Source organism: Caecibacter sp. AF58-12pH5A, assembly GCF_027681725.1.
In the GTDB taxonomy this organism is placed as follows: Bacteria; Bacillota; Negativicutes; order Veillonellales; family Megasphaeraceae; genus Megasphaera; species Megasphaera hominis.
This window is the reverse complement of the sequence record NZ_JAQDBC010000017.1, coordinates 23,533-49,540: the sequence shown is the minus strand read 5'-3', so window position 1 is coordinate 49,540 and position 26,008 is coordinate 23,533. Positions and strand designations below refer to the sequence as shown.

Here is a 26,008-nt window from a genome sequence, read left to right as displayed (position 1 = left end):
TATGGGGCATAAAGTAGATTCATGCAATACCGATTTACACAAACTATTTTACACTCCCACAAAAAGTGTTGTCCTTGAATAGTTTTCAAATATAGTGCTAGTAGTCATAAAACTGAACAAGATTTGTAACGGTGGCGTCATGGAATTGTAACAATGGCTTGCTATACTTACAGCATCAACAAAATTAAAAGCACCTCACAAGGGAGCAAGCCAACTGTTAAGGAGTGATTCTTATGACAAAGAATATGCAAAACTGGAAATATACATGGAAAAAACGCACGACTGCCGTTCTCTTAGCCGGCACAGCTGCCGTTATCTTCGCCGCCTCGCCGTACATTCCCGTCCAGGCCGCTGACGCTGCAACGGGCGCTACGACCAACCAGACGACAGTGCAGCAGCACATGAAACGCCATCCTGGCGATATGCGCAATGGCCGCATTGAACAGATGGTCAGTGAAAACAAGATTACCCAGGAACAGGCAGACAAACTGAAAGACGCCATGAAAGAATTCCGGGGCAAACAAGCAAAAGAACGCCTGGAATTCATGAAGAACCTGCCCAAGAAGACGGGTATTCCTGAAGCCACACTGCAGCAAATCTTCACCCTGCCACCGCGTATGGGTGGTCCCCGCATGAACCCGCAACAGCATATGCAGCAGCTCGTTCAGAACGGCAGCATTACCCAGCAGGAAGCAACTGCGCTGGAAACATTCTTCAAAAACCATCGTCCTGACGGCGACAACCAGACAGACGTCATGAAAAAACACACCGGCGAACGTCCGGACCGGCAGCAGCTCCTGAAAGAAATGTCTGAAGAAACAGGTATCTCTACAGACCGTCTCCAGGAAATCATGAAACTGGCTCATCCCCAGGGCCAGCCGCCTGTAGAAGATAGCCAGCAGTAATAGACACACAATCTCCTTTCTCACCCAAGAAATGCTAATAGCATAACACATCAGAAAGAGCCGGCAATGCCCTCCCCAAGCATTGCCGGCTCTTTCTAGTTCAGATAAAATGTATACGTTCGTATAATAGTAGATTGCATTCCGTCCTGCTATAATCATCATAAGAGGCGTGTGGAAAAGGTACCTTACATCGGCACTCCTGTAGTGTCAGCCTGCCCTTTTCCCGTATACAGGCACTTCCCCATATGGTAGTTCCCACTTTTCCACATGTAAATACCCCTCTTTCTTTCTCACCTTTGGCAACAGGCATTTCTCACTATCCCGGAGAAGTGCCTGTTGCCTGTATCTTGTATTCGCTGTAGATGCGTTCATAGAAAAATAAAAAACACGGTATGCCCCAGGCACACCGTGTTTTTTTGAAACTAATATAGCTATCGGCGTATGGGAGGCCGCAAACCTGATGACTGCCAGCGAGGCTATTATACGGGCGCTGTCATCTGTACAGCCGACGCCGTCAGTCCCGCCAGGGCTTCTTTAGCCGGTGCATAGCCAGCAGCGGCCGCCTTCGTGAGCAGTTCCTTCGCTTTGGCTACATCCTGTGTTGTTCCTTTGCCATCTGCATAGAGCACAGCGGCAGCCGTCATGGCCGGCGCTGCGATGATGTCGCCGCGCTGGGCAGCCTGATTGTAATACTGCAGAGCCTTTTTATAGCTCTGTCCTACACCTTGGCCCTGTTCGTACAGCTGGCCCAGAAGATAGGTACCTGTAATATCACCGGCTTTAGCTGCCTTTTTGTACCATTTTGCCGCTTCTTTGTAGCTCTGTGTCGTGCCGCGGCCGTTGGCATAGGCGAGGCCAATCCAGCGGGCTGCCTTGAAGTGGCCCAATTTGTCGGCTTCGCGGAAGTAGGCGAGAGCCTTCGTATCAGCTGCAGGTGTGTTCAGCTTTTCGTAGCGCAAGCCTTGATCGAGAACGTAGCCGGCGATTTGCCGCTTTTCCTCAAGGGGCAGGCCATCCGTGTTAAAGGAAACGGGCGTACCGTTCAGGGTTTGCAAATAGATCCAGTCGCGAATACCTTCGATGTTGTAGGCAATGGTCCACGTGTACATGTGATTGCCAGCCTTGAAGACCGTGTAATTGATGTTGGCATCCTGTCGTTCTACATCCTGTACGAGATGGGAAAATTCCGCTGCCGTTGCATGGCTGTTCCAAAGCGGTGCCGTAGCTACCTTAGCACCTAAGGCTTCCCATTTTTTAACGGCGTCGTTCATACCGGGATAGGCCTTCGTGTCACCTTCGCTGACAAGGATCCAGAGGTTTTTATCTTTGAGGACTTCCATTTCGTCTGTATTCCATTGGCAGGCTACGAGGTACTGGGCAGCGAAGAGGTCCGGATATTTATCGCTAATGGCGATGTTGGCCATACCGCCTTGGGACTGGCCTGTACCGTAAATGCGGTTCTTGTCAACGCTGTAGGTATCCGTCACGTGCTTGATCAAATTTGATACGAGCGTCAGGCCCGGCGTCCACACGTTATCGTCTGTCGTCATCATGCCGAGAGAATTGACGAGGCGCTGGGGATACTGTACGGCCAGGATGATGGACGGATGCTTTTTCTGTTCCTCCAGCTCAGCCCAAACGGTAGCACCGTTCCCCTGGACGAGGGTGATCTTCGGGTTGTCAATATTCGTACTGGCATCGGGAATGAAAACCATGAGCGGGTACGACTTCTTTGGCGTATAGCCCTCAGGCAAATAGAGATAATAAGGGATAGTAGCGCCCGTTTCAGCATCTGTATACGTATATTCTGTAAAGCCCTTAATATCCGGCTCTAATGAGGTCGTCGTTGTAAGGGCTTTGTCAGACGGTGCAAAATAAGCTCCGTCCGCACGGGCAATGGGATTGACCTGTTGTACCGTGACATTCAGGTCCGGAATCGTGCGGTCGCTATGACTTGGCGCATCGCCTGCCTTGCCACCGTCTGCATGGGCATGGGCTGCCTGGCTTTGTGCGCTAAAGGGCTGGTCCGATTGCGGATTCGTATTGACCAAATCGAGGATTACATAGGGTCCGGCCTTTTTTTCCTCGCCCGGATAAGCCGTATCGGACGCATAGGCCTTGCTGATGGTCTTGCCGCTGACGACAAAATCTGCCGGCGAGAGAGAAGAAGAAAGAACGGGCGCCGTATAATGGAGCGCTACGGCAGCAACGTTTTCGCCAAAACCGTAATTATGGGCTACAGACGTAACGGATGTGATAGTTCCCTGTGTCTGTTCCTGTACCTGTTGTAGCGGCGCAGGTCCAGCCAGTGTCGCAGCCGGCGTAGCGGCACAAGCCGTGGCCGTAGCCAGGCAAAAGGCGCAAAGGAGAGCTGCTGTGTGACGATATTGCATGAATAAGACCCCTCTCAAGCAAAATGCTATATATTATAATGTATTATATTATGCTTTTAGTATAAAAGAAAAAGGAAAGGCAGACAAGGAAAATGGCAAAACTGTGCTCAAACTGTGAAAAATACCTGTCCAGACGGCCCTGTGTAGACGCCAGGCCCCATAAGATACAGCTTTTTCCGCTCTATCTTGCCAAGCTCTTTTTATCTGCTGTATAATATACGGATGGAAAAAAATAAACTCACCCAAGAAATCAAAGAAATAGAAGAAAAGGTCGAAGAGACGACAGTCAGCGAAGCCCACAGCCTCTGCAGGCGTGCCCAAGCTATGGGGCGTAAAAAATTACTGGCCCGTGGTGCAGCCTGTCTCGCTGTCCTGGCTGTTGCCGGTTCTCTCGCCGGGTACTATGTGCCCAATTACTTTCTGCCCGATACGAGTGCGTACCTCCACGTCCGCGACAACATGACGGCGTCGGATATTGCCGACCAGCTCACCGACGATGGCCTCATTACGCATCCCCTGTGGTTCCGTCTGGTTACGACCCTGAGCGGCCAGGCCAGCGATCTGAAGCAAGGCGAGTACACTATCGATTCGCGCATGAGCCTCCACGAAATCCTGGCCAAGCTCACGAGCGGTGAATCGGAAGCGGCGCGTCTCGTCGTGCCCGAAGGCTACACGGTTCGCCAGACAGCCCAGGCCTTAGCCAAGCTGGGCATCGTCTCGGAAGAGGATTTCCTGAAGGCTGCCAACGACCAAAGCCTCCTGTACCCTTATATGAAGGGCAATCGCAAGGTGTCCTTCGTCACAGAGGGCTTCCTGTTCCCTGACACGTATACCATTGCTAACGACGCGACGGCTGAAGAAATCGTCAAGGAAATGCTGAAAAATTTCGACAAGCATTTGACGCCGGCCATGCGCCAGGAAATCGGCAAGACCAATATGTCTATTTACCAGTTTGTCACCTTGGCGTCGCTCATCGAAAAAGAAGCGAAGTATCCCGAAGACAGGCCGCTCATTGCGTCTGTGTTCCTGAACCGTCTGGCCCAGCACATGAAGCTCCAATCCGACGCTAGTATTTCCTATGCCATGGGGACTCATAAAGCGTCGTACAGCATCGATGAAACGGAATACGATTCACCCTACAATACGTATCGCTACGAAGGCTTGCCACCGGGACCTATTGGTAATCCCGGCATGGACTGTATGAAAGCCATTTTAGAAGCGCCACAGACGAAATATCTCTATTTCGTCGCCGACAAAGACGGCCACAATCACTACGCGGCGACCTATGAAGAGCATATGCAGAATGTAAAGGAATATATGCCATGATGACAGACCTGTTAGCAGAAATTAAAGAACAGGCCGAGGCAGAGAATCTGCCCATCCTGCGCGATAGCGAAGTGCCCGTCCTGACGGGTATCCTGAGCCACGCCCGGCCGCAGCGGCTCCTGGAAATCGGCACCTGCGTGGGCTATTCGGCACTCACTATGGCACCCTTTTTGGCACCTGACGGCACACTGACGACGATCGAAGTCGACCGTGAGCGTAGCCGCCGGGCCGCTGCTTACTTTGGGCGCTCGCCCTATGCGGCGCAGATCACGTCCCTTACGGGCGACGCCAATGAATGGCTCGAAAAGCTTGCCGGTCCGTGGGACTTCGTCTTTATGGATGGGCCTAAAGGGCAATACGGCCGGCAGCTCAGGCTCTTAGAGCCTAAGCTGGTTCCGGGCGCCCTGGTCGTGGCAGACAACCTGCGTTACCACGACATGCTGTACATTGAAGGCACACTGCCACACAAACACCGCACAGCCATTACGCGGCTGCGCGAATTTTTGGCGCGCCTCGATGATCCGGCCCATTACGATACGGTGTTTTTTGAAAATGGGGACGGCCTCACCGTTTCCCGTTGGAAAGGATAAAAATAGATGCAAAAAATGGAACTCCTGGCTCCGGCCGGGAATATGAATAAACTGAAAATAGCCTTCCTCTATGGCGCCGATGCGGTGTACCTGGGCGGCAAGTCCTTTGGCCTGCGTGCTTTTAGCGACAACTTCTCGCCGGAAGAAATGCGCGAAGCTGTTACGTATGCCCACAGCATTGGCAAGAAGATTCACGTGACGGTCAACATTTTCCCCCACAACGATGATCTCACAGGCCTGCCGGAATACTTGCGCTTCCTGCGCGACATTCACGTCGATGCCTTGCTCATTGCCGACCCGGGCATCTTCAATATGGCTCGTGAGCTCATACCGGAAGTGCCTATTCACATCTCCACCCAGGCCAATACAACGAACTGGTCTACTGTCGATTTCTGGCATAAAATGGGGGCCAGCCGTGTCGTCATGGCCCGCGAAGTCAGCCTCAAGGACGTAGCCGAAATCCACCGCCGCGTGCCGGACATCGAACTCGAAGGCTTCGTCCACGGCGCTATGTGCATTTCCTATTCCGGCCGCTGCCTGCTCAGTAATTACTTCACCCACGACCGCGACTCGAACCGTGGCCAGTGTGTCCAGTGCTGCCGCTTCAAATACAATATCGTCGAAGAAAAACGGCCGGGCCAGTATTTCCCTGTCGTCGAAGATGAACGGGGAACCTACATTTTTAACTCCAAGGATCTCTGTCTCCTGCCGTATTTGCCCGACCTCTACCAGGCCGGTCTTTCGAGCCTCAAGATCGAAGGCCGCATGAAGAGCATCCATTACGTCGCCACTGTCGTCAAGGTCTACCGCGAAGCTATGGATGCCTACGAACGGGATCCGCAGCATTTTAAGGTACTGCCGCGCTGGCTCACAGAACTGGAAAAGATTTCCCACCGCCCCTATACGAAGGGCTTTTCTGTCTCCCGGCCGACGGCTGCAGACCAGGTCTACAGCCACTCGAGCAACACGCAGACCCACGATTTCATCGGCTTCGTCCGTTCCTATGATGCAGAAAAGAAAATTGCCTGGGTAGAACAGCGCAACCACTTCCGCGTCGGCCAGACCGTCGAATTTCTGCAGCCCCATGGTCCGGTAGTAACGCAGACCCTGACGTCCCTCACAGACGAAGAAGGCAATCCCATCGAAGCCGCCAATCATGCGCAAATGCTCGTGGGCATTGCCGTCGATACACCTTTAGAAGCGTACAGCCTCATGCGCCGTGAGGTCAGCCATGCTTGATCGCGACTGGGTCTACTTCCGCATCAATCCCCACGACATGACGTACGTCACGCGGATTATGGAAGGCTTTGAGTACGTCGGCGTCGTCACCGCCTTAGATGGCAAAAAAGGTATCGGCTTCGTCCGCACGACACCAGACACGGCACCTATGGCCGTAGACATTTTAGGCCACTTGCCCTTTCCCGTAGACATCCTGACCTTCGACGAAGCGCTGGCCTGCAGCAACGGCGACGGCCAGTAACAAAGACGAAACTACAAACTATAGCAGCACAGCTTTTTGTCTCCTCAGGGAGATAAGAGACTGTGCTTTTTCGTTTTTTTGAGCCATCTTCGTCCTCATCGTACGTACTGCCCGTTTACAGCGAGGACGTACAGGTGAAAATATGTCAAACGGCATCAACGCAACAAAAAGTATCATAACTTATAGTCATAAATAAAAAATATTTCTTTTTATAAGAAAAAAGAGAAGAGGTACTGGAATGATAACCGTTCAACGTTTTACTTATAAGCAAAAGTTTTGTCAACTACTATATACGGGATGTAAAGACAAATCATTAGGTATATTTTGTATTGTATAATGTATGATTTCAGTAAAACATTCTCTTTTGCTATTAAAAAACGTAAATAAGTAGTGTATAATATTTACATAAACGGATTGTAACTCCAATCTGCCGCAAGTTTAGTACAAGAAATGAGAGAGAGAAAAGCACACGGCCTTTGCAGTGTCCGGTATGTACCAGAAAACGGCAAAGAAATACGGGACTTTTCACAAGAGGAGGAAATGGTATGAGAAAATCGAATTGTCTGGCCATGATCCTAGCAGGCGGGAAAGGCAGCCGTCTCGGGGTCCTGACGAAAGACCAGGCCAAACCGGGCCTGCTTTTTGGCGGCAAGTACAGAATCATTGACTTTACCCTCAGCAATTGCCGGCATTCCGGCATCGGTACAGTGGGCATCCTGACGCAGTATCAGCCGCTCGAACTGAACTGGTACGTCGGTAACGGCAGCTCCTGGGACCTCGACTCCGATACGGGTGGCACCTTCGTCTTGCCGCCGTATACGAACGACGCCGGATCCAACTGGTACCGCGGCACAGCTGATGCCATCTATCAGAATTTGAATTTCGTCGACATGATCGGTGACGACTACGTCCTGATCCTGTCAGGGGACCACATTTATTCCATGAACTATGCGAAGATGCTGGCCTTCCACAAAAAGCATGAAGCCGCTGTCACCATCGGCACGATCCGCGTGCCCTGGGACGAAGCGAGCCGTTTCGGCATTATGGTCGCTGACGACAATATGCGCATAACGAAATTCCAGGAAAAACCAAAACAACCGGAAAGCAACCTCGCTTCCATGGGTATTTATATTTTTAACCGTACGATTCTCGAAGACTATCTGAAAGCCGACGCAGCCGATGAAAATTCGGAACACGATTTTGGCAAAAACGTCATTCCCGCTATGCTGCGCGATCAGATTGCCCTCTATGCCTATCCCTTTGAAGGCTACTGGAAAGACGTAGGCACCATCGACAGCCTCTGGCAGGCCAACATGGACCTCTTAGCCGACGACCCGCCCCTCGATCTGAGTGATACAGAATGGCGTGTCTATTCGGCCAACCAGTCCATGCCGCCGCACTACATCGGCCCGAAGGGCAGCGTAACGAGCTCCCTCATTGCCGAAGGGGCAGCCATCCTCGGCCAGGTTTCAAACTCCGTCATTTTCTACGGTGTCACCGTGGAAGAAGGCGCTAAGGTCGTCGACTCGGTGGTCATGCCGGGCACGGTCATCGAAAAGAATGCCGTCGTCGACAAAGCCATCATCGGTGAAGACTGCACGGTCCACAGCAATGCTGTCGTGCACCACAAGGATGGCACTGTAGCCGTCTTTGGCCGCCATACCGAAGTGGCGCCACAAAAGAACGTCAAAGCAGCCAAAGGAGATGAGTAATCGTGAATAGTACAATTATGGGCATTATCAACCTGAAAGAAAGCGGCCCCTTAAAAGAACTCAATGAAAACCGGCCTCTCGCGACCATCCCCATTGGCGGGAAATTCCGGCTTATCGATTTTACTATGTCCAACATGGTCAACGCCGGTATCGGCAACGTCGGCCTGCTCCTGTCAGCCCAGTCCCGGTCGGTCCTCGATCATATCCGTTCCGGTAAGGAATGGGGCCTGGCCCGCAAACGCGACGGCCTCTTCTATTTGCCAGCCGAAGTGGAAGACATTCTTCATCCTGTAGCCGGCAACATTCAGCCCCTCTACAAAAACCTGCAGTTCGTCAAACGCGGTACGAGCCCGTACATCCTCATTTCCGATTGCGACCTCGTCCAGAATATCGATTACGACGAAGTCCTTCATTTCCACCGGCACCACAACGCCGACGTGACCATGATCTATAGCCAGCAGGCTGTAGGCGGCGACAAAAGCGAAACGGTTCTGTCTGTAAACGATAACGACCGCGTAACGGGCATGAAGGAACAGATTGGCACGCTCAGCGGCGACAACGTCTACCAGCACCAGATCCTCATCGATAACCAGATTTTCCAGCACTGCGTACGCCGGGCTTTTGCCCAGGGCTACCACGACTTCGTCAGTGAGGTCCTCTTGCGCAATGTAGACCGCTTGCGTATTTTTGGCTATAATTATAAAGGGTATGCGAAACGCGTCGATTCTATCCGTTCCTATTTCGACGTCAATATGGATCTTTTGGACCTGGGTATTTGGCGTCACCTCTTTTTGCAAAACCAGCGCCACATCTACACCAAAATCAAGGATGAAGCGCCGGCCAAATACATGGAAGAATCGCGGGTTAGCAACTCCATCATTGCAAATGGCTGCGTTATTGAAGGCCGCGTAGAAAATTCTGTTCTCTTCCGTAAGGTACACGTAGGGAAGAACGCGGTCGTACGCAACAGTATTATCATGCAGCATTCAGATATCGGCGACGATGCGCACTTGGATTACGTCGTCTGCGATAAAGAAGCCGTAATCCAGCCGGAAGCTGCATTGTCTGGAACAAGAGAAAATCCTTTGTGCATCGGGAATTGTTCCGTCATCTAAAAAGGAGTTTTGACATCAGTGAATACATGGCAGGATAAGGAAGAATTCAAAAAAATATTTACCGTAAAAGCCCATATCTTGTGGGAAAAAGAGTTGCAGGACCTGACGCCAAACGAAGTCTACCAGACCGTAGCCTATATGGTCCGCGACTTGGTAAGTGAAGACTGGATCCGGACGAACCAGATCTATGCCGAAGAAAAGGCAAAACAAGTCTATTATTTTTCCATTGAATTTTTACTGGGACGCCTGCTCCAGTCCAACCTCATCGGCGTCGGCATGGAAGATGTTTGCCGCGACGGCCTGAAGGATCTGGGCTGGGACTTGGATAAAATCATCCCGGAAGAACGGGACCCTGGACTCGGTAATGGCGGCCTCGGCCGTCTGGCAGCCTGTTTCATCGACTCCCTGGCAGCCCTGCAGCTGCCGGGCCATGGCTGCAGCATCCGGTACCAGTACGGGCTCTTCAACCAGCGCATCATTGACGACCAGCAGGTAGAATTGCCGGATAACTGGCTCGTCAACGGGTTCCCGTGGGAAGTTAAGAAAGTCGATAAGGCCGTAAACGTACGCTTTGGCGGCAATGCCTACATGCGTCCTGACGGCGAAGGCAACCTGGAATGCGTATACGAGAAATATTCTTCCGTCCGTGCCGTACCGTACGATGTACCGGTTATCGGCTACCACAACCATACGGTCAACACCTTGCGCCTGTGGCGGGCTGAATATTCGCGGGAAGACATGTACCGGGAACTTTCCATGGGCGACCGGCACCGTGCCTTCCGCTATAAGAACAGCGTTCAGCTCATTTCCCGTTTCCTCTATCCGGAAGACAGCACAGAAGAAGGGCGGAAGCTGCGGCTCATGCAGGAATACTTCATGGTTTCCGCAGGCCTGCAGTCCATCGTCCGTTACTATAAGAAGAAGATTAAAGAAAGCATGTATGATTTCGATCATTACATTGCCCTGCACATTAACGATACCCATCCGGCCTTGATCATCCCCGAACTGATGCGGATCCTCATGGACGAAGAAGGCATGAACTGGGAAGATGCGTGGAAGGTAACGGTCCGTTCCGTAGCCTATACGAACCACACGGTCTTGCCGGAAGCTATGGAAAAATGGTCCATCCCTATGTTTAAAGAGCTTTTGCCGCGTATTTACCTCATCGTCGATGAAATCAACCGGCGCTGGCTCAAGGAGGTCCGCAAACGCTACCCGGGTAACGAAGACATGGCCCGCAACGTCGCTATCCTCTGGGATGGGCAGGTCCACATGGCCCATTTGGCCGTCCTCGGCAGTCACAGCGTCAACGGCGTAGCCGAAATCCACTCGCAAATCCTCAAGGACTCGACACTCCATCAGTTCTACACGTGCTTCCCGGCCCGTTTCTCCAACAAGACCAACGGCATTTCCCATCGCCGCTGGCTCATCCAGTCGAACCCGCAGCTGGCAGACCTCCTGGATGACACGATCGGAACGGACTGGCGCCGTGATCCGCGCCGCCTTTTAGACCTCAAGGGCTATTCCAGCGATGGTTCCTTCCTGGAACAGCTGGGCCAGGTCAAGAAGACACGCAAGGAAATCATGGCTGATTATATTAAAAAGAAATACGCTATGACCGTCGATACGTCGTCTATTTTCGACGTCCAGATCAAGCGTATCCACTTGTACAAACGGCAGCTGCTCAACATCCTGCACGTCATGCACTTGTACTATTTCCTGCGCGATAATCCTAAAGTCCAGATTACGCCGCGGACCTTCCTCTTTGGGGGCAAGGCCGCAGCCAGCTACGGCGAAGCGAAGCAGACCATCCGTCTTATTAACGTCGTCGCCCGCATGGTCAATACGGACCGCCGCGTGAGCAAGCAGATGCAGGTCCTGTTCCTGGAAAACTACAATGTCTCCCTGGGACAGATTCTCTTCCCGGCAGCCGACGTGAGCGAACAGATTTCTACAGCCGGCAAGGAAGCGTCCGGCACAGGCAATATAAAATTCATGATGAACGGCGCCATTACGCTGGGCACCATGGACGGGGCCAACGTCGAAATCCACCGCGAAGTAGGCGATGACAACTGCGTCATCTTTGGCCTCAGAGCCAACGAAGTCATGGATTACTATATCCACGGCGGCTATTCGTCCTGGAATATGTATAGCCAGGACGAAAACATCCGCCAGGTCATGAACAGCCTCGTCGATGGCTCCCTGGGCTACGGCGAAACCTTTGACATGCTGTACGAATCTCTCCTTGACCGGAACGACGAATACTTCGTCCTCAAGGACTTTGAACCGTACTGTAAGGCCCAGGTGGAAATTGCCAACCGCTACCACGACCGCCGTCATTGGCTCCATTCGAGTGCCATCAACATTGCCCATTCGGGCTATTTCTCCAGTGACCGGACAATCATGCAGTACGCCAACGATATTTGGCACTTGAGGAAAATGATTCACTAAGTATCATAGGGGAGGAGTCGTAATTGAAAATAAGCGCCATTGATGAATTTAGTACGTACTTGTTTCATCAGGGAACAAATTATAATGCCTACCGCATGCTGGGCGCCCACTTTACGGCGTACAAGCATCAGTCGTGCGTACGCTTTGCCGTCTGGGCACCCCATGCCCTGGCTGTGAGCGTCGTCGGCGATTTCAATAACTGGGATGCCGGTGCCAACCCTATGGAGCGGAGCAGCTCCGATGGGGAAATCTGGGTCACTCACATCCCAAATCTCCAAGAAGGGGATATTTATAAATATGCCATTACAGGCGCCGACGGCAGTCAGATCCTAAAGAGCGATCCCTATGCTTTTTGTTCAGAAGTGCGGCCCAACACGGCATCGCGCCTGACAAAGCTCCACTATACGTGGCGGGACCGCAAATGGATGGACAGCCGCAAGGACTACGATTCGTACAGTCGGCCTATGCTGACGTACGAAGTCCATCTGGGCTCGTGGAAGCGTAATGCCGAAGGGGAGATGCTGACCTATCGGGAACTGGCAGAGCAGCTCGTAGCCTACGTTAAGAACATGCATTACACGCATATTGAGCTCATGCCCTTGTGCGAATACCCCTTTGACGGTTCGTGGGGCTACCAGGGAACGGGCTATTTCTCCGTCACCAGCCGCTACGGCTCGCCAGAGGATTTCATGTATTTCGTCGACCTGTGCCATCGCAACGACATTGGCGTTATCCTCGACTGGGTACCAGGCCATTTCTGCCGTGATGCCCATGGCCTGCGCCACTTCGATGGGCAGCCGCTCTATGAATCGGGCAACCCCATGCTGGCAGAAAACACGGAATGGGACACCATGAATTTCGACTATGGCCGCACAGAAGTGCAGTCCTTCCTTATTTCGAGTGCTCTCTTTTTCCTGACCCAGTTCCACATTGACGGCCTGCGCATCGACGCCGTAGCCAACATGCTGTACCTCGACTATGGCCATAGCGACGGCCAGTGGCAGGCTAATAAATACGGCGGCCGGGAAAACCTGGAAGCCATCGATTTCCTGCGCAAGCTCAACAAAGCCGTCTTTGAAAACGTACCACAGGCCCTCATGATTGCCGAAGAATCGTCGGCGTGGCCCCTCGTGACCAAGCCCGTCGATGTAGGCGGCCTGGGCTTTAACTACAAGTGGAATATGGGCTGGATGAACGACATGCTCCGCTATATGGCCCTGGATCCCTTGTTCCGCAAGGATAACCAGAACCTGATTACGTTCTCCCTGTGCTATGCCTTCTCAGAAAACTTCGTCCTGCCTTTGTCGCACGATGAAGTTGTACACGGCAAGCACTCGCTCCTCGATAAAATGCCTGGTGACTACTGGCAGAAATTTGCCGGCCTGCGCGCCTTTTACGGCTACTGGATGTCACACCCGGGCAAAAAGCTGCTCTTTATGGGCAGCGAGTACGGCCAGTTCATCGAATGGAAATACGATGACAGCCTCGATTGGCACTTGCTGAAATACGAAAAACACTTAGCCATGCACAATTACGTACGGGAACTGAACGAATTCTACGGCAAACACCGTGAATTCTGGGAAGAAGATTGTGACTGGTCCGGCTTTTCGTGGATCAGCTGTGACGACTGCGACAACAGCGTCATTGCCTTTTACCGCAGCGGCCGTGATGGCCAGAGCATGACCCTTGTGGTTTGCAACTTTACGCCTGTCGTACGGCACGACTACCGCTTTGGCGTACCCCGTCCGGGCACGTACGTGGAAGTCCTCAATAGTGATACCGAACGGTTCGGCGGCTCGAACGTGCTCAATGAAGGCGCCTTTACAGCCGAAGACATTGCCATGCACGGTATGGACCAGTCTCTGAGCCTGACCCTGCCGCCGTTAGCAACGATTTATTTGGAACTGAAGCCCGAAGCCGAAGCGGGCCAGGCCCTGCCGGAATTAGTGCAGCCTGTGCCGGCACGGCGTCGTCCGGCAGCTAAGAGCAGCAAGCGTACAGCAGGTACGACGAAAAAGAGCACAGCTCCTAAAAAACGGGCTAGTACAAAGAAAAGCGCTAAAAACGCCTGACTTGTTTGAGATAAAAGAGGGTGATACTTAATGGTTAACGTATTATTCGCGGCGTCGGAAGCCGTTCCTTTCATTAAGACCGGTGGCTTGGCTGACGTCATGGGCTCTTTGCCCAAAGCGTTGGCCGCACAGGGGATGGACGTCCGGCTCGTCTTGCCGAAATACAGCCAGATCAGCGAAGAATGGCAGGCCAAGATGAAGCCTGTCGTCCACGGTATGGTCAACCTGGCCTGGCGCCAGCTGTATTTTGGTGTGGAATCCGTCGAAATCGACGGCGTAACGGTTTATTTCATTGACAATGAATGGTACTTCAAGCGTGACCGTCTCTATGGCTTTGAAGACGACGACGAACGCTTTGCCTACTTCTGCCGGGCTGTCCTGACCATGCTGCCGCAAATCGGCTTCCAGCCGGACATCATTCATTGTAATGACTGGCACACAGGCCTCATGGGCGTCTTCCTGAAAGAAGACTTTGCCCACGATCCGTTCTACCAGGATATGAAGATTATTTACACCATTCATAACCTGAAATACCAGGGAATCTATCCGCCATCCATCATGCAGGACATCATCGGCTTGCCGCAGGAACTCTTCGACAACGGCAACCTCGAATGCGATGGCTGCGTAAATTACATGAAATCCGGTATGGTCTACGCCGACTACATTACGACAGTAAGCAAGACCTACGCCCGGGAAATCATGTATCCCCACTTTGGCGAACGCCTCGACGGCTACCTGCGCGATGCCAAAGACCGTCTTACAGGGATCATCAATGGTCTCGACGAAGACGTGTACAATCCGGAAACGGATACGTTTATTAAGGCACCGTACACGGCAGCTAATTTCCCGCTTTGGAAGCACGTCAATAAAGAAGCACTCCAAGAAGAATTGGGCCTGCCTGTAAACCGCAACGTGCCTATGATCGCCATGGTGACGCGCCTCGTTGCCGATAAGGGCCTGGACCTTGTGACCTGCATCATCGATGAACTCCTGGCAGAAGACGTACAGTTTGTCCTCGTCGGTACCGGCGATTGGGCCTATGAAGATACGTTCCGCAACCTGGCCCAGCGTTATCCGACAAAAGTCTCGGCGAACATTCTCTTTAATGAAGGCCTTGCCCATCAGGTCTACGCAGCCTCGGACATCTTCATCATGCCGTCGAGCTACGAACCGTGCGGCCTGAGCCAGCTCATTGCCTTGAAATACGGGTCCATTCCTGTCGTCCGGGAAACGGGCGGCCTGAAGGATACGGTCATTCCCTTCAACAAGTATACGAAGCAGGGCAACGGCCTGACCTTCAAGAATTTTAATGCCCATGAATTGCTCTTTACGATCAAACGGGCCTTGGGCTATTATGCCGACAGCGTCGTTTGGGAAAGTCTCGTCCGCAATGCCATGGAAAGCGATTACGGCTGGAGCCGTTCGGCCAAAGCCTACGCTGACTTGTACCAGCGCGTATTGAAGAAGTAAAAACAGTCTGTCTATGACCCCTGTCCGGCATCGTCTGTGACAGGGGTCTTTGAAAAAAGAGGAATTACTATGGAATTACGTTTGTATCACGATTCACACAGCAGCCGCTGGCGTTCCCGCTTTGGCGCCATCCCTACAGGCACACGCCTGACCCTGCGCCTCGGCATCAGCGGCCGGCCGGCTACAGAGTGTACCGCCAAGGTGCGCCTGTGGAAGAGCAACGACGGCGAAACACTCCTGCCTATGGAGGCAAAGGACGGCTATTTCACCGTCACCTGGACCGTACCGGAAACAGGCTGCCTGCTCTGGTACTATTTCATCATCACCACAGACGATAAGGTCCGTTACTACGGCAATAACCAGGATCATCTGGGTGGCGTCGGCGCCGAATACGATACGGTGCCGCCAGCCTATCAGATTACTGTATATGATAAAAACTCCCACACGCCGGACTGGTTCAAGCACGCCATTGTTTACCAGATCTTTCCGGACCGCTTTTACCGTGGCCACAAGCATGGCGAAAACCTGCGCGGGAAAAGCGGTGCCGTCATCCACAGCGATTGGAACGACGTCCCTTATTATTGCAAAAATACGGAAACCGGTGACGTCGTGCAGTACGATTTCTTCGGCGGCGACCTCGAAGGGATACGCCAGAAACTCGATTACCTGGCCGACCTGGGCGTTACGGCCCTGTACTTGAATCCGGTCTTTGAAAGCTGCAGCAACCATCGCTACGGCACAGCCGATTACCATAAAATCGATCCCTTCCTGGGCACGAACGAAGAATTCTCGGCCCTCTGCGAGGCTGCTAAAAAGCGGGGCATCCGCATTATCCTCGACGGTGTCTTCAGCCATACCGGTGCGGACAGCATCTATTTCAACCGTTTTGGCCATTACCCGTCGCTCGGTGCCTACCAGTCCAAAGAGTCGCCGTACTATTCGTGGTACCGCTTTACGGACTATCCCGACGAATACGAAGCCTGGTGGGGCGTCAAGGACCTGCCCGACGTAGACGAAACGAACCCGTCGTACATGAACTTTATCATCAACGGCGAAAACAGCGTCCTGCGCCATTGGCTCCGCGCCGGCATTAGCGGCTGGCGCCTGGACGTCATTGACGAACTGCCCGTGCCCTTCCTGCGCAATTTCTACAAAACGCTGAAGGAAGAAAATCTCGACGCCGTCCTCATTGGTGAAGTCTGGGAAGACGCCTCCAATAAGATCAGCTATAGCGAACAGCGGGAATACCTGTGCGGTCACGACATTGACAGCGCTATGAACTACGTCCTGCGGGCTATGGTCGTCGATTTCGTTTTAGGACGTAAAGACGGCACGCGCCTGGGCCAGGAAATTTGGCAGCTCATGGAAAATTATCCCATGGAAAATGCCTATGCCATGCTCAATCTCATTAGCAGTCACGACATCGAACGGATCCTCACCGTCATGAGCGGCGAAAAGGGGATGGTTCGTGGTGAATCCATTACCAAAGGCCGGGTGAAGCTCCTTTCGGCCTGGCAGTTTACCATGCCCGGCGCGCCGTGTATTTATTACGGTGACGAAGCCGGCCAAGTAGGCGGCAAAGACCCGGACAACCGGCGTACATATCCGTGGGGCCACGAAGACAAGAGCCTCCTGCGCTGGACTAAACGCCTGACCGCGTTGCGGCGCCACAATGACGCCCTGCAGACGGGCCGTTTCATTCCCCTCTACAGCAAGGGCGACCTCTACGTGTACTGCCGCGTTATTGAAGGCGGCCGTGATGTCTTCGGCAAGCCTGCCAAAGACGGTCTCTTCGTCATTGCCCTCAACCGCAGCACGACGGCCCTGCACACGATCAGCTTCTTTACCAATGGTCTCCTGTACGGCGACCTGACGAACGCTCTCATTCCTAATATGGAACCGATACACACGCAAAACAGTCGTTTGGAACTGACCCTGCCACCCTTAGGCGTCGCCATTTTGCAGGCGAAAGAAAGCGGCCCCAAACGGGCAGGTATTCTCCTGCACCCGACATCCCTGCCGAGCAACGGCCCGGGTAACGGCGTCCTCGGCGACTATGCCTACCGCTTTATTGATTTTCTCAAGGCAGCAGGCCAGACGCTCTGGCAAATCCTGCCCCTTACACCGCCGCTCTTAGGCGACTCGCCGTATTTATCACGGTCGGCCTTTGCCGGCAACGAAAAGCTCATTTCCCTCGATTTCCTCAACCGGGCTGGCTGGCTCTCGGACGAACGCTACAGCCAGTATCAGGCAGAAGCTGCCCAGGCCAAGACCTGGGACGACGAATGGAAATGCCGCAGCGCCGCCTTGTGGGATATGTCCCACGACAAAAACCTGACCATCCCTTGGGCTCCTTTTAACCAGTTTTGCCATGATAATGCGTACTGGCTCGACGACTACGCCCTGTTCTGTGCCGTCAGCGATTTCTACGGCGGCCGCGATTGGAGCCAGTGGCCTGACGATATCCGCATGCGCCGGAAAGAGGCTATAGAATACTACCAAAAGACCTTGTCCGGCACTATTTCTCACGTCAAGTTCCTTCAGTACATCGTCTATCGCCAGTGGCAGGACGTACGGGCCTACGCCCACCGCAACGGCGTCTCCATTCTCGGCGATATTCCCATGTTCGTCGCTCACAACAGCGCCGACTGCTGGGCCCATCAGGATCTCTTTGCCCTGGATGAAAAGGGACAGCCGACGAGCGTTGCCGGCGTGCCACCGGATTATTTCAGTGCCGACGGCCAGCTCTGGGGCAATCCCCTGTACGACTACGACCGCATGGCAAAGGATCACTACGACTGGTGGGTACAGCGCTTCCGCTACACCTTCCGCCTTGTCGACGAAGTCCGCCTCGATCACTTCCGCGGCCTGGAAGCCTTTTGGTCCGTTCCTGCCACAGCCAAGACGGCCCGCGAAGGAAAGTGGGTCAAAGCACCAGGAGCGGAAATCCTCAAAGAAGTACGGCACCGTTTGGGCAACGTGCGCATCGTCGCCGAAGACCTGGGCATCATTACCGATGAAGTGTGCGACTTGCGCACGCAATTCCGCCTGCCGGGGATGCGGGTTTTGCAATTCCACCTCATGGAAGGCGCCGACGGGCTCACATCCTTCGATACGGAGCCTAATTGCCTTGCCTACACAGGCACACACGACAACAATACGACCCGTGGCTGGTACGAAAACGACCTGGACGACGACCAGCGCCACCGCCTTTGCCGCATGCTCCACATGGACGACGACACGAGCGGTACGGAAATCACGGGCGCCCTCATTGAATACCTCTACAGCCGCCGGGCAGAAACGGTCATCGTGCCCCTTCAGGACGCCCTGGCCCTGCCGGCAGGGGACCGCATGAACATCCCCGGCACAGCCACCGGCAACTGGCACTGGCAGCTCAAAGACGGCCAGCTCCGCCTGGACACGGCCCGCTGGCTTTCCCAGCTTTGCCGCACCTATAACCGCTAAAACTAAATATGTAATAGCTGTAACAGGCTGCGTACTAAGGATCTCCCTTTTGCGCAGCCTCTTTTGGTTTTCTTCGTACAGTTACCTGGAAGAAGCCTTCCATGCCCTACATACATAAGAGAAGAAAAAGAATAGCACAATTGGCAAGCTCCTGGCGCTTACATAAGTTTCATAATTCCTTTACAATATTTGCTATATGGTAAAATAAGAATACTGGAAGATACTTGTCGACATTTTTTTGTGGAAAGGACAGGCCCATGCAATTACGGACAAAACTTGTGTCCCTCGTCATGCTGACGTGGTTACTTTCGGCATCCGTCATGTTTGCCCTCTTAGCTTATAACGAAAACAAATACGTTCAGGAGGAATTGTCCAACCGGGCCGTTGCCGTGACGAAAATCGCCGTGTCAGCCCCATTTCTGCAGGAGTGGATGACCCATCCTGAAGCAGAGCAGGAAAATATCCAGCGCTTTGCTGAGCGACTGCGGACCGAAGCGAGCGTCGATTTCGTCGTCGTCATGACGACTGACGGCATCCGCATGTCCCATCCCAATCCCGATAATATTGGCAAGCATTTTCGCGGCGGCGATGAAGTAAAGGCCTTACACGGCGAATCCTACGTGTCTATTGCCCAAGGAACCATGGGCGAGTCCGTCCGGGCCTTTGCGCCTATTTATTACCAGGGAAAAGAAGTGGGCGTCGTTGCTACAGGCGTGTCCATGAATGCCGTCGAAGCAGCCATTAAGAAGCGCAACATGCAAATGCTCGGCGGCGGTATTGCCGTCCTTTGCGTTGGCCTCGTCCTGACCTTAGGTGTGTCGCGCAAAATTAAGAGTACCTTGCTCAACATGGAGCCCCAGGACCTGGCGCGCCTTACTGTAGAACGCAATACGGTTATCCAGTCTGTCTGCGAAGGGGTCATAGTTATCGATAAAAAGGGGATTCTCCAGGTCGTCAACGACGAAGCGCGGCGCATTTTTGCCAAGGCCGGTATTACGGGCGATCTCCTGGGGCAGCAGTCCATGGACGTCATTCCCCATACGCGCATGATGGATATCGTCCGCTCAGGCAAAAAACAGCTCAATCAGGAACAGCGTCTCAATTCCGTCGTCATCCTGACCAACCGCGTACCCCTCGTCGTAAACGGGGAAATCGTCGGCGCCATTGCCACCTTCCGCGACTTCCAGGAAGTCTGGGAGCTCTCGGAAGAAGTGACGGGCCTCAAAAATTACGTCGAAGCCCTGCGCGTACGGGCCCATGAGTACCGCAATACGCTCCACGTCATCAACGGCCTCGTAGCCAACCGCGAGTACGACAAGCTCCAGGAATACATCCAAAGCCTGTCCCTGACGAGCGAAACGGAATTTGCTGCCATGAGTAAACAAGTAAAGGACCCGGTCATCCTGTCTTTCCTGCAGAGCAAGCAAAGCCGCAGCCGCGAGCTCAACGTACACCTGGTCTTTCACCCGGATATGACCATTCCCGTCGTGCGCGATCCCGAGTTCCGTAACTCCCTCATTACGATCATGGGTAACCTCATCGATAATGCCATGGAGGCGGTACAGCTCACGCAGACGAAAATCGTGCGTCTCCACGTCTATCAAAGGGATGGCTGGTATATCGAAGTATCCGACACAGGCACGGGCCTGCCTGCGAATGTGCGGCAGATCTTTAAGAAGGGCTATTCGACGAAAGGGGAAAACCGGGGCTTTGGGCTCTTTATCCTGGCCAAGGCTGTCCAGCGCTACAATGGCAAGCTGAACGTCCAGCCCAACGAGCCGGAGGGGACCATTTTTACAGTATTTTTGCGGGGAAATTGAGAAAATAGAGGAGAAGAAACATGGTACGTGTACTGATTATTGAAGACGATCCGATGGTAGCAGAAATCAACCGGCAATATATCTGCCGCGTCGACGAATTCAGCGTGGCCGGCCTGGCCCGTAACGGTCTGGAGGCCTTCGCATTTCTCGAAAGCCACGACGTAGACCTGATCCTCCTGGACGTATTTATGCCCAAGATGGATGGCATCACTTTTTTGACGGAACTCAAAGGACAGTACCCCGAAATCGACGTCATCATGATTACGGCAGCCCAGACGAAGGACTACCTGAAAAAAGCCCTTTCCCACGGTGTCGTAGATTACATCATCAAGCCCTTTACCTTCGACCGCCTGAATATGACCCTCCTGTCCTACTTGGAACGGCGTAAAATCCTCCTCGACGACGGCGAATTCGACCAGTCCATCTTAGACGCTAATTTCTTTGGCCAAAAGAAAGAAACGACCAGCCGTGATTTGCCCAAGGGTATCGATAAGCAGACTCTCGAACGGGTCAAAGAAGCGTGCGCCGCCTGGGACGACCTCTTTAGCACACAGGACATTGCCGATGCCGTCGGCCTGTCACGTATTTCCATGCGCAAATACCTGAACTACATGGAAGAAACAGGCCTCATTAGCGGCAATCTGGAATACCGCTCCAAAGGGCGGCCCATCTATCTATACAAAAATAGTAGAGAATAAGGAAATTATTTCTTAAACTTACAAAACTTACATAACTTTTACCTAAATTCCTAATTCTATGAACCCCTTTCCGGAAATGGTATAGTGAATCCATCGAAATGATTCTACCTGATTTCTGAAAGGGGTTTTACGCATGGAACAACAAGTTGAATTGAAAGTGCCTGTGACGGAAGTCCGCACCTCCGGTTTTTCTTACTGGAAAGACAAGGCCATGTCCATTAAAATCGGACCCTTGCCCTTGCCGGTGTACCTGACCATGGTTGCCATTATCTTCGGCGCCAGCTTCTACGGCAAGCTCCCGGCCGATATGATCGGCGGCCTGGCCATTATGATGATCCTCGGCATTCTCCTCGGCGATGTAGGCTTACGCCTGCCCATCCTCAAGGACATTGGCGGCCCGGCCATCCTTTCCATCTTCGTGCCGTCGTGCATGGTCTTTTACGGCCTGCTCGATGAAAACGCTGTCAAATCGGTCACAGCCTTCACGAAAGGTGCCAATTTCCTGTACTTCTACATCTCCTGTCTCGTTGCCGGCAGTATCCTCGGCATGGTTAGAAAGGTCCTCATTCAAGGCTTCATCCGCATGTTCGTGCCCTTGGTCATTGGCACGGTGACTGCCTGTGTTGTCGGCACAGCCATCGGTATGGTCGTCGGCTTCGACATGTACCACGCGTTCTTCTTCATCGTCATTCCCATCCTTTCCGGTGGCGTTGGCGAAGGCATCCTGCCTCTTTCCGTAGCCTACTCGGAAATCCTCGGCCAGTCGCCGGACCAGTTCCTCGTACACTTCGTACCGGCTGCGATGCTCGGTAACCTCTTCGCCATCATGCTCGCAGGCTACCTGAAAAAGCTCGGCCAGAAGAAGCCGCACCTCACCGGTAACGGCATGCTCGTTAAATCGGGCGATTTGGACCTGAACGCCCTGAAAGGCGCAGAAAAAGCCATCGATTTGAAGCTCATGGGCGCCGGCCTGCTCATTGCTAGCAGCCTCTTCATCGGCGCACGGCTCCTGAACATGGTCGTTCCCATTCCGGCACCGATTCTCATGATCATTGCCGCCGCTACGCTGAAAGTCCTCAATATCGTACCGGCCAGCATGGAACAGGGTGCGCATCAGCTCTACAAATTCGTATCGGCCAACCTCACGTGGGCTCTCCTCGTCGGCATCGGCGTCCTCTACACACCTTGGGCTGACGTCATTGCAGCCATCACGCCGGCGTACATCTTCACCGTACTCGGTACGGTACTGGCTATGGTCGGCTCAGGCTATTTCTCGGCCCGCTTCCTCAATATGTATCCCGTTGAATCGGCTACAGTAACAGCCTGCCACAGCGGCCTCGGCGGCACAGGTGACGTTGCCATCCTGTCTTCTGCAAACCGCATGGAACTCATGCCCTTTGCCCAGATTTCCACGCGCCTTGGCGGTGCCTGCACGGTTATCGCAGCCACCATCCTCATGCGCATGTTCAGCTAACACACGAAACGACACATACTAGAAATAACGCGAAAGGTTACGGTGAATTAAAAAAATGAGTAATTCTGTACATAACGACGAACGCTATACGAAAGCTCTTGACGTACACGCCCAGCTGCGCGGCAAATTGGCAATCCGCAGCAAACTCCCGGCTGACTCGAAGGAAGCCCTGTCCATCCTCTATACGCCTGGCGTTGCCGGTCCCTGCCTGGCCATTGCCGAAAAGAAAGAAGACGCTTACGTTTACACGGGCAAGGGCAATACGGTCGCCGTCATCAGCGATGGCAGTGCCGTCCTCGGCCTGGGTAATATCGGTCCTGATGCAGGCATGCCCGTCATGGAAGGCAAAGCCCTTCTCTTTAATGAATTTGCCGGCATCAACGCCATCCCCCTGTGCGTCAATACGCAGGACGTAGATGAGCTCGTCAAATTCGTACAGCTTACAGAACCGTCCTTTGGCGGCATCAATCTGGAAGACATCAGTGCACCGCGCTGCTTTGAAATCGAAAAGCGCCTGCGTGAAACCATGGGCATTCCCGTCTTCCACGACGACCAGCACGGCACGGCCATCGTTGTTCTGGCCGGTGTCATCAACGCCCTGGCGTACCTTAAGAAATCAGAAAAGACGGCCAAGGTCGTCATCAACGGTGCCGGTTCTGCCGGTATCAGCATTGCCAAACTCCTCTTGGCCTATGGCTTTGGCGATGTCACGCTCTGCGACATCAACGGCGCCGTCTGCGAAGGCGACGACAGCCTCAACCCGGCCCAGCAGGAAATGGCCAAGGTTACCAACAAGGCCCACTTCCGTGGCACCTTGAAAGAGGCTATCGCCGGCAAGGACGTCTTCATCGGCGTTTCCCGCGGCGGTCTCGTCTCCCAGGATATGATCAAGTCCATGGCAGAGGGCAGCGTCGTCTTCGCCATGGCCAACCCGATTCCGGAAATCTACCCGAACGAAGCAAAGGAAGCCGGTGCAGCCGTTGTCGGCTCAGGCCGCTCGGACTTCCCAAATCAGGTCAACAACGTCCTCGTTTTCCCAGGCATCTTCCGTGGCGCCTTAGACTGCCATGCCCAGGACATCTCTGAAGGCATGAAGCTTGCCGCTGCCAAGGCCATCGCCAAAGTAGCCCAGGACGACGGCCTGCGGGCAGACTACATCCTGCCTGACGCCTTCGACACGCGCGTCACCATCGGTGTCGCCGCAGCCGTAGCTGCAGCCGCGACAGAAGAAGGCATTGCCGGTAACCCCCTGACCTACGCAGAAGAAGTAGACATTGCCGCTACCTTCCTCAAAAAGAAATAATACCATAGTACGGACAAGACGCCGCTTTTCCCACGTCAAACGAGGGGAGAAGCGGCGTCTTTTTGTCTCTTTCTTGACAAAATAGACCGATTGGTATATTTTATTCTCAGGAGGGATTCATATGAAAAAAGGAGAAGCAACGAAAGAACATCTCATCGCCTGCGCCGGCCGCCTCTTTTGGCAGAACGGCTACGCAGCGACAGGTTTAAGTGAAATCTTAAAGGAAGCACACCTGACTAAGGGGTCCTTTTACTTTTATTTCAAATCCAAGGAGGACCTGGCCGTCGCCGTCGTCGGCTACTATCACCAAGTCGTCTACGAATGGCTTGCCGGCTTTGCGGCAGATGCAGACTGGGAAACCTTTGTCACGCGCTTTACCGGGGCTATGCTGGACGGCGCCAGAAAAGGCGAGCATTACGGCTGTCCCATTGCCGTCGTCGGTATGGAACTGGCCTTTTCCCATAAAGCCATTGCCGCCGTATATATGGAAGCCATGAAGGAAATGCAGGGCCTCTTTGGGCAGATTCTCGTGTCCTCAGGCCTTCCGTCAGACCAGGCGGACAGCCTGGCAGGCCGTCTCTTTGCCATCTACGAAGGGGATCTGCTGCTGTACCGCATGAGTAAGGATGATTCCTATATAGAGAAGATGAAAGAACAGCTCCTGGCAACGTACCGGGAATATCAGCAAAGGAAGGATAGAATATGACTACACTGACAGGTACTGCCATCCACGCGGCAGCCTTAAAATACGGCTACGATAATTGTGGCGTTATTCCCGTGTCCGATCTGGACGGTTACGCCGCACGGCTCCAGGAACGGCAGGAAAAGATCCCGGCCAGCAAGGCAGTCTATGCAAATATGGAACGCTTTACAGAACTAAAAGAACGCTATCCCTGGGCTAAGTCCGTTGTCATCTGCACGACCTGGCTGGGCAAGTATCGCTTTCCCCAGTCCTTCCAGGGAAAATACGCCAAGGCCTTTTTCCTCGCCGCCGATGCCGTCGCGGACAGCCCGCGGCATGAGCAAAAGCAGCAGTTTGTAGCATGGCTGCAGGCGCAAGGCCTGCGCATTGAAGGAGGAGAAGCAAACGCGCCGTCCCACATCCTGCCCCTGCGCTATGCTGCCGTCGCCGCCGGCCTGGGTATTTTCCGCAAGAATAATTTCTTCTACGGCGAAAAAGGCTCGTACTACGATCTCGAAGGCTATCTCATCGATGCTGACGTGACGTATCGCCAACAGTGCAGCCTGCGTCCCTGTGCGGATACGTGCATGTGCTGCCAAAATGCCTGCAAGACCCACGCCTTGTGTGCACCCTATACGATGAATCCCTTATCGTGCGTCTCCTTTTGGACCACCTTCGGCCAGGGCCAGGTACCGCCCCATTTAGAGGCTGACCAGTTCGGCACGTGGATTTGCGGCTGCGATGCCTGTCAGGACGCCTGTCCCTACAACCGCCGCCACGACTGGTCCCAAGGCGAAGCCATAGCGGAAGTAGAAGAGCTGACGGACCTCCTGGCGCCGGAAGCACTCGTCCAGGCCCCCGATGACATCCTGCGGGAAAAGGTCATTCCCCTTACAGTGGATCACCTGCGGCCTGAAGAAACGCAGACCCTGCGCACGTGTGCCACCCGGGCTCTGGCCTACGAAAAAGCGTATTAAGAGTAACCACATGACCACTCCTGCAGGATAAGGCCAGGGAACGGAAAAAAGGAAATGCGCTGCCTATGTCGAATA

18 protein-coding genes are annotated in these 26,008 nt (G+C 53.4%); 17 read left to right on the top strand and 1 reads right to left on the bottom strand.

All coding sequences use genetic code 11. The features are described from left to right. Positions 1–233: 233 nt before the first annotated feature. The gene (locus PGX44_RS08625; protein ID WP_498855053.1) at positions 234–905 is read left to right on the top strand and encodes a hypothetical protein; all 672 of its coding nucleotides are present in this window, start codon (positions 234–236) and stop codon (positions 903–905) included. Positions 906–1,384: 479 nt separating this feature from the next. On the opposite strand, the gene PGX44_RS08620 is transcribed toward PGX44_RS08625, so the two are convergent. Further along, positions 1,385–3,298 carry an esterase gene (locus PGX44_RS08620; RefSeq protein ID WP_498855052.1) on the bottom strand — a complete coding sequence of 638 codons (1,914 nt, stop codon included), beginning with the start codon at positions 3,296–3,298 and terminating at the stop codon, positions 1,385–1,387. A gap of 222 nt (positions 3,299–3,520) precedes the next feature. Here PGX44_RS08620 and mltG point away from each other — a divergent pair, with 222 nt between their 5' ends. The 16 genes from mltG (at position 3,521) to PGX44_RS08540 (ending at position 25,933) form a co-directional block, all read left to right on the top strand. Further along, the gene (mltG, locus tag PGX44_RS08615; protein ID WP_498855051.1) at positions 3,521–4,624 is read left to right on the top strand and encodes an endolytic transglycosylase MltG; all 1,104 of its coding nucleotides are present in this window, start codon (positions 3,521–3,523) and stop codon (positions 4,622–4,624) included. Further along, positions 4,621–5,214: an O-methyltransferase gene (locus tag PGX44_RS08610; RefSeq protein WP_498855050.1), complete on the top strand. Its 594-nt coding sequence runs from the start codon at positions 4,621–4,623 to the stop codon at positions 5,212–5,214. The genes mltG and PGX44_RS08610 overlap by 4 nt, the downstream gene beginning before the upstream one ends. Before the next feature lie 15 nt (positions 5,215–5,229). After that, positions 5,230–6,453, top strand: coding sequence for a peptidase U32 family protein (locus tag PGX44_RS08605; RefSeq protein WP_498855054.1), 1,224 nt, complete (start codon positions 5,230–5,232; stop codon positions 6,451–6,453). Then, positions 6,446–6,694 carry a DUF4911 domain-containing protein gene (locus PGX44_RS08600; protein ID WP_498855049.1) on the top strand — a complete coding sequence of 83 codons (249 nt, stop codon included), beginning with the start codon at positions 6,446–6,448 and terminating at the stop codon, positions 6,692–6,694. The genes PGX44_RS08605 and PGX44_RS08600 overlap by 8 nt, the downstream gene beginning before the upstream one ends. 545 nt (positions 6,695–7,239) lie before the next feature. Continuing rightward, on the top strand, positions 7,240–8,406 hold the full coding sequence (locus tag PGX44_RS08595; RefSeq protein ID WP_186504050.1) for a glucose-1-phosphate adenylyltransferase: 1,167 nt from the start codon (positions 7,240–7,242) through the stop codon (positions 8,404–8,406). Positions 8,407–8,408: 2 nt separating this feature from the next. After that, entirely contained in the window at positions 8,409–9,521 is a 1,113-nt protein-coding gene (gene glgD / locus PGX44_RS08590; RefSeq protein ID WP_498855048.1) for a glucose-1-phosphate adenylyltransferase subunit GlgD, read from the top strand. 18 nt (positions 9,522–9,539) lie between these two features. Then, a complete protein-coding gene (locus tag PGX44_RS08585) occupies positions 9,540–11,972 on the top strand; it encodes a glycogen/starch/alpha-glucan phosphorylase (RefSeq protein WP_498855047.1) in 2,433 nt (810 codons plus the stop codon). A gap of 23 nt (positions 11,973–11,995) precedes the next feature. Beyond that, the gene (gene glgB, locus PGX44_RS08580; RefSeq protein WP_498855046.1) at positions 11,996–14,044 is read left to right on the top strand and encodes a 1,4-alpha-glucan branching protein GlgB; all 2,049 of its coding nucleotides are present in this window, start codon (positions 11,996–11,998) and stop codon (positions 14,042–14,044) included. Between the two features lie 30 nt (positions 14,045–14,074). After that, positions 14,075–15,514: a glycogen synthase GlgA gene (gene glgA / locus PGX44_RS08575; protein ID WP_498855045.1), complete on the top strand. Its 1,440-nt coding sequence runs from the start codon at positions 14,075–14,077 to the stop codon at positions 15,512–15,514. A gap of 69 nt (positions 15,515–15,583) precedes the next feature. After that, positions 15,584–18,979 (top strand): 4-alpha-glucanotransferase, encoded by a 3,396-nt coding sequence (malQ, locus tag PGX44_RS08570; RefSeq protein WP_498855044.1) that lies wholly within the window; start codon positions 15,584–15,586, stop codon positions 18,977–18,979. A 257-nt stretch (positions 18,980–19,236) separates the two neighbouring features. After that, positions 19,237–20,799, top strand: coding sequence for an ATP-binding protein (locus PGX44_RS08565; RefSeq protein ID WP_498855043.1), 1,563 nt, complete (start codon positions 19,237–19,239; stop codon positions 20,797–20,799). Positions 20,800–20,819: 20 nt separating this feature from the next. Next, positions 20,820–21,497 carry a response regulator gene (locus PGX44_RS08560; protein WP_498855042.1) on the top strand — a complete coding sequence of 226 codons (678 nt, stop codon included), beginning with the start codon at positions 20,820–20,822 and terminating at the stop codon, positions 21,495–21,497. Between the two features lie 133 nt (positions 21,498–21,630). After that, positions 21,631–22,971, top strand: a complete 1,341-nt coding sequence (locus PGX44_RS08555; RefSeq protein ID WP_302593377.1) for a 2-hydroxycarboxylate transporter family protein — start codon at positions 21,631–21,633, stop codon at positions 22,969–22,971. Between the two features lie 55 nt (positions 22,972–23,026). Beyond that, entirely contained in the window at positions 23,027–24,274 is a 1,248-nt protein-coding gene (locus tag PGX44_RS08550; protein WP_498855041.1) for an NAD(P)-dependent malic enzyme, read from the top strand. 121 nt (positions 24,275–24,395) lie between these two features. Further along, positions 24,396–24,980 carry a TetR/AcrR family transcriptional regulator gene (locus PGX44_RS08545; RefSeq protein WP_498855040.1) on the top strand — a complete coding sequence of 195 codons (585 nt, stop codon included), beginning with the start codon at positions 24,396–24,398 and terminating at the stop codon, positions 24,978–24,980. Then, positions 24,977–25,933, top strand: coding sequence for an epoxyqueuosine reductase (locus tag PGX44_RS08540; protein ID WP_498855039.1), 957 nt, complete (start codon positions 24,977–24,979; stop codon positions 25,931–25,933). The genes PGX44_RS08545 and PGX44_RS08540 overlap by 4 nt, the downstream gene beginning before the upstream one ends. Positions 25,934–26,008 lie beyond the last annotated feature (75 nt).

What these genes read in the sequence shown, in the direction of transcription:
- malQ (WP_498855044.1), top strand. Translation starts at nt 15,584, where the DNA reads ATGGAATTACGTTTGTATCACGATTCACACAGCAGCCGCTGGCGTTCC.
- PGX44_RS08550 (WP_498855041.1), top strand. Translation starts at nt 23,027, where the DNA reads ATGAGTAATTCTGTACATAACGACGAACGCTATACGAAAGCTCTTGAC.
- PGX44_RS08625 (WP_498855053.1), top strand. Translation starts at nt 234, where the DNA reads ATGACAAAGAATATGCAAAACTGGAAATATACATGGAAAAAACGCACG.
- PGX44_RS08595 (WP_186504050.1), top strand. Translation starts at nt 7,240, where the DNA reads ATGAGAAAATCGAATTGTCTGGCCATGATCCTAGCAGGCGGGAAAGGC.
- PGX44_RS08605 (WP_498855054.1), top strand. Translation starts at nt 5,230, where the DNA reads ATGGAACTCCTGGCTCCGGCCGGGAATATGAATAAACTGAAAATAGCC.
- mltG (WP_498855051.1), top strand. Translation starts at nt 3,521, where the DNA reads ATGGAAAAAAATAAACTCACCCAAGAAATCAAAGAAATAGAAGAAAAG.
- PGX44_RS08555 (WP_302593377.1), top strand. Translation starts at nt 21,631, where the DNA reads ATGGAACAACAAGTTGAATTGAAAGTGCCTGTGACGGAAGTCCGCACC.
- PGX44_RS08610 (WP_498855050.1), top strand. Translation starts at nt 4,621, where the DNA reads ATGATGACAGACCTGTTAGCAGAAATTAAAGAACAGGCCGAGGCAGAG.
- PGX44_RS08620 (WP_498855052.1), bottom strand. Translation starts at nt 3,298, where the DNA reads ATGCAATATCGTCACACAGCAGCTCTCCTTTGCGCCTTTTGCCTGGCT.
- PGX44_RS08565 (WP_498855043.1), top strand. Translation starts at nt 19,237, where the DNA reads ATGCAATTACGGACAAAACTTGTGTCCCTCGTCATGCTGACGTGGTTA.
- PGX44_RS08560 (WP_498855042.1), top strand. Translation starts at nt 20,820, where the DNA reads ATGGTACGTGTACTGATTATTGAAGACGATCCGATGGTAGCAGAAATC.
- PGX44_RS08545 (WP_498855040.1), top strand. Translation starts at nt 24,396, where the DNA reads ATGAAAAAAGGAGAAGCAACGAAAGAACATCTCATCGCCTGCGCCGGC.
- PGX44_RS08540 (WP_498855039.1), top strand. Translation starts at nt 24,977, where the DNA reads ATGACTACACTGACAGGTACTGCCATCCACGCGGCAGCCTTAAAATAC.
- PGX44_RS08600 (WP_498855049.1), top strand. Translation starts at nt 6,446, where the DNA reads ATGCTTGATCGCGACTGGGTCTACTTCCGCATCAATCCCCACGACATG.
- glgA (WP_498855045.1), top strand. Translation starts at nt 14,075, where the DNA reads ATGGTTAACGTATTATTCGCGGCGTCGGAAGCCGTTCCTTTCATTAAG.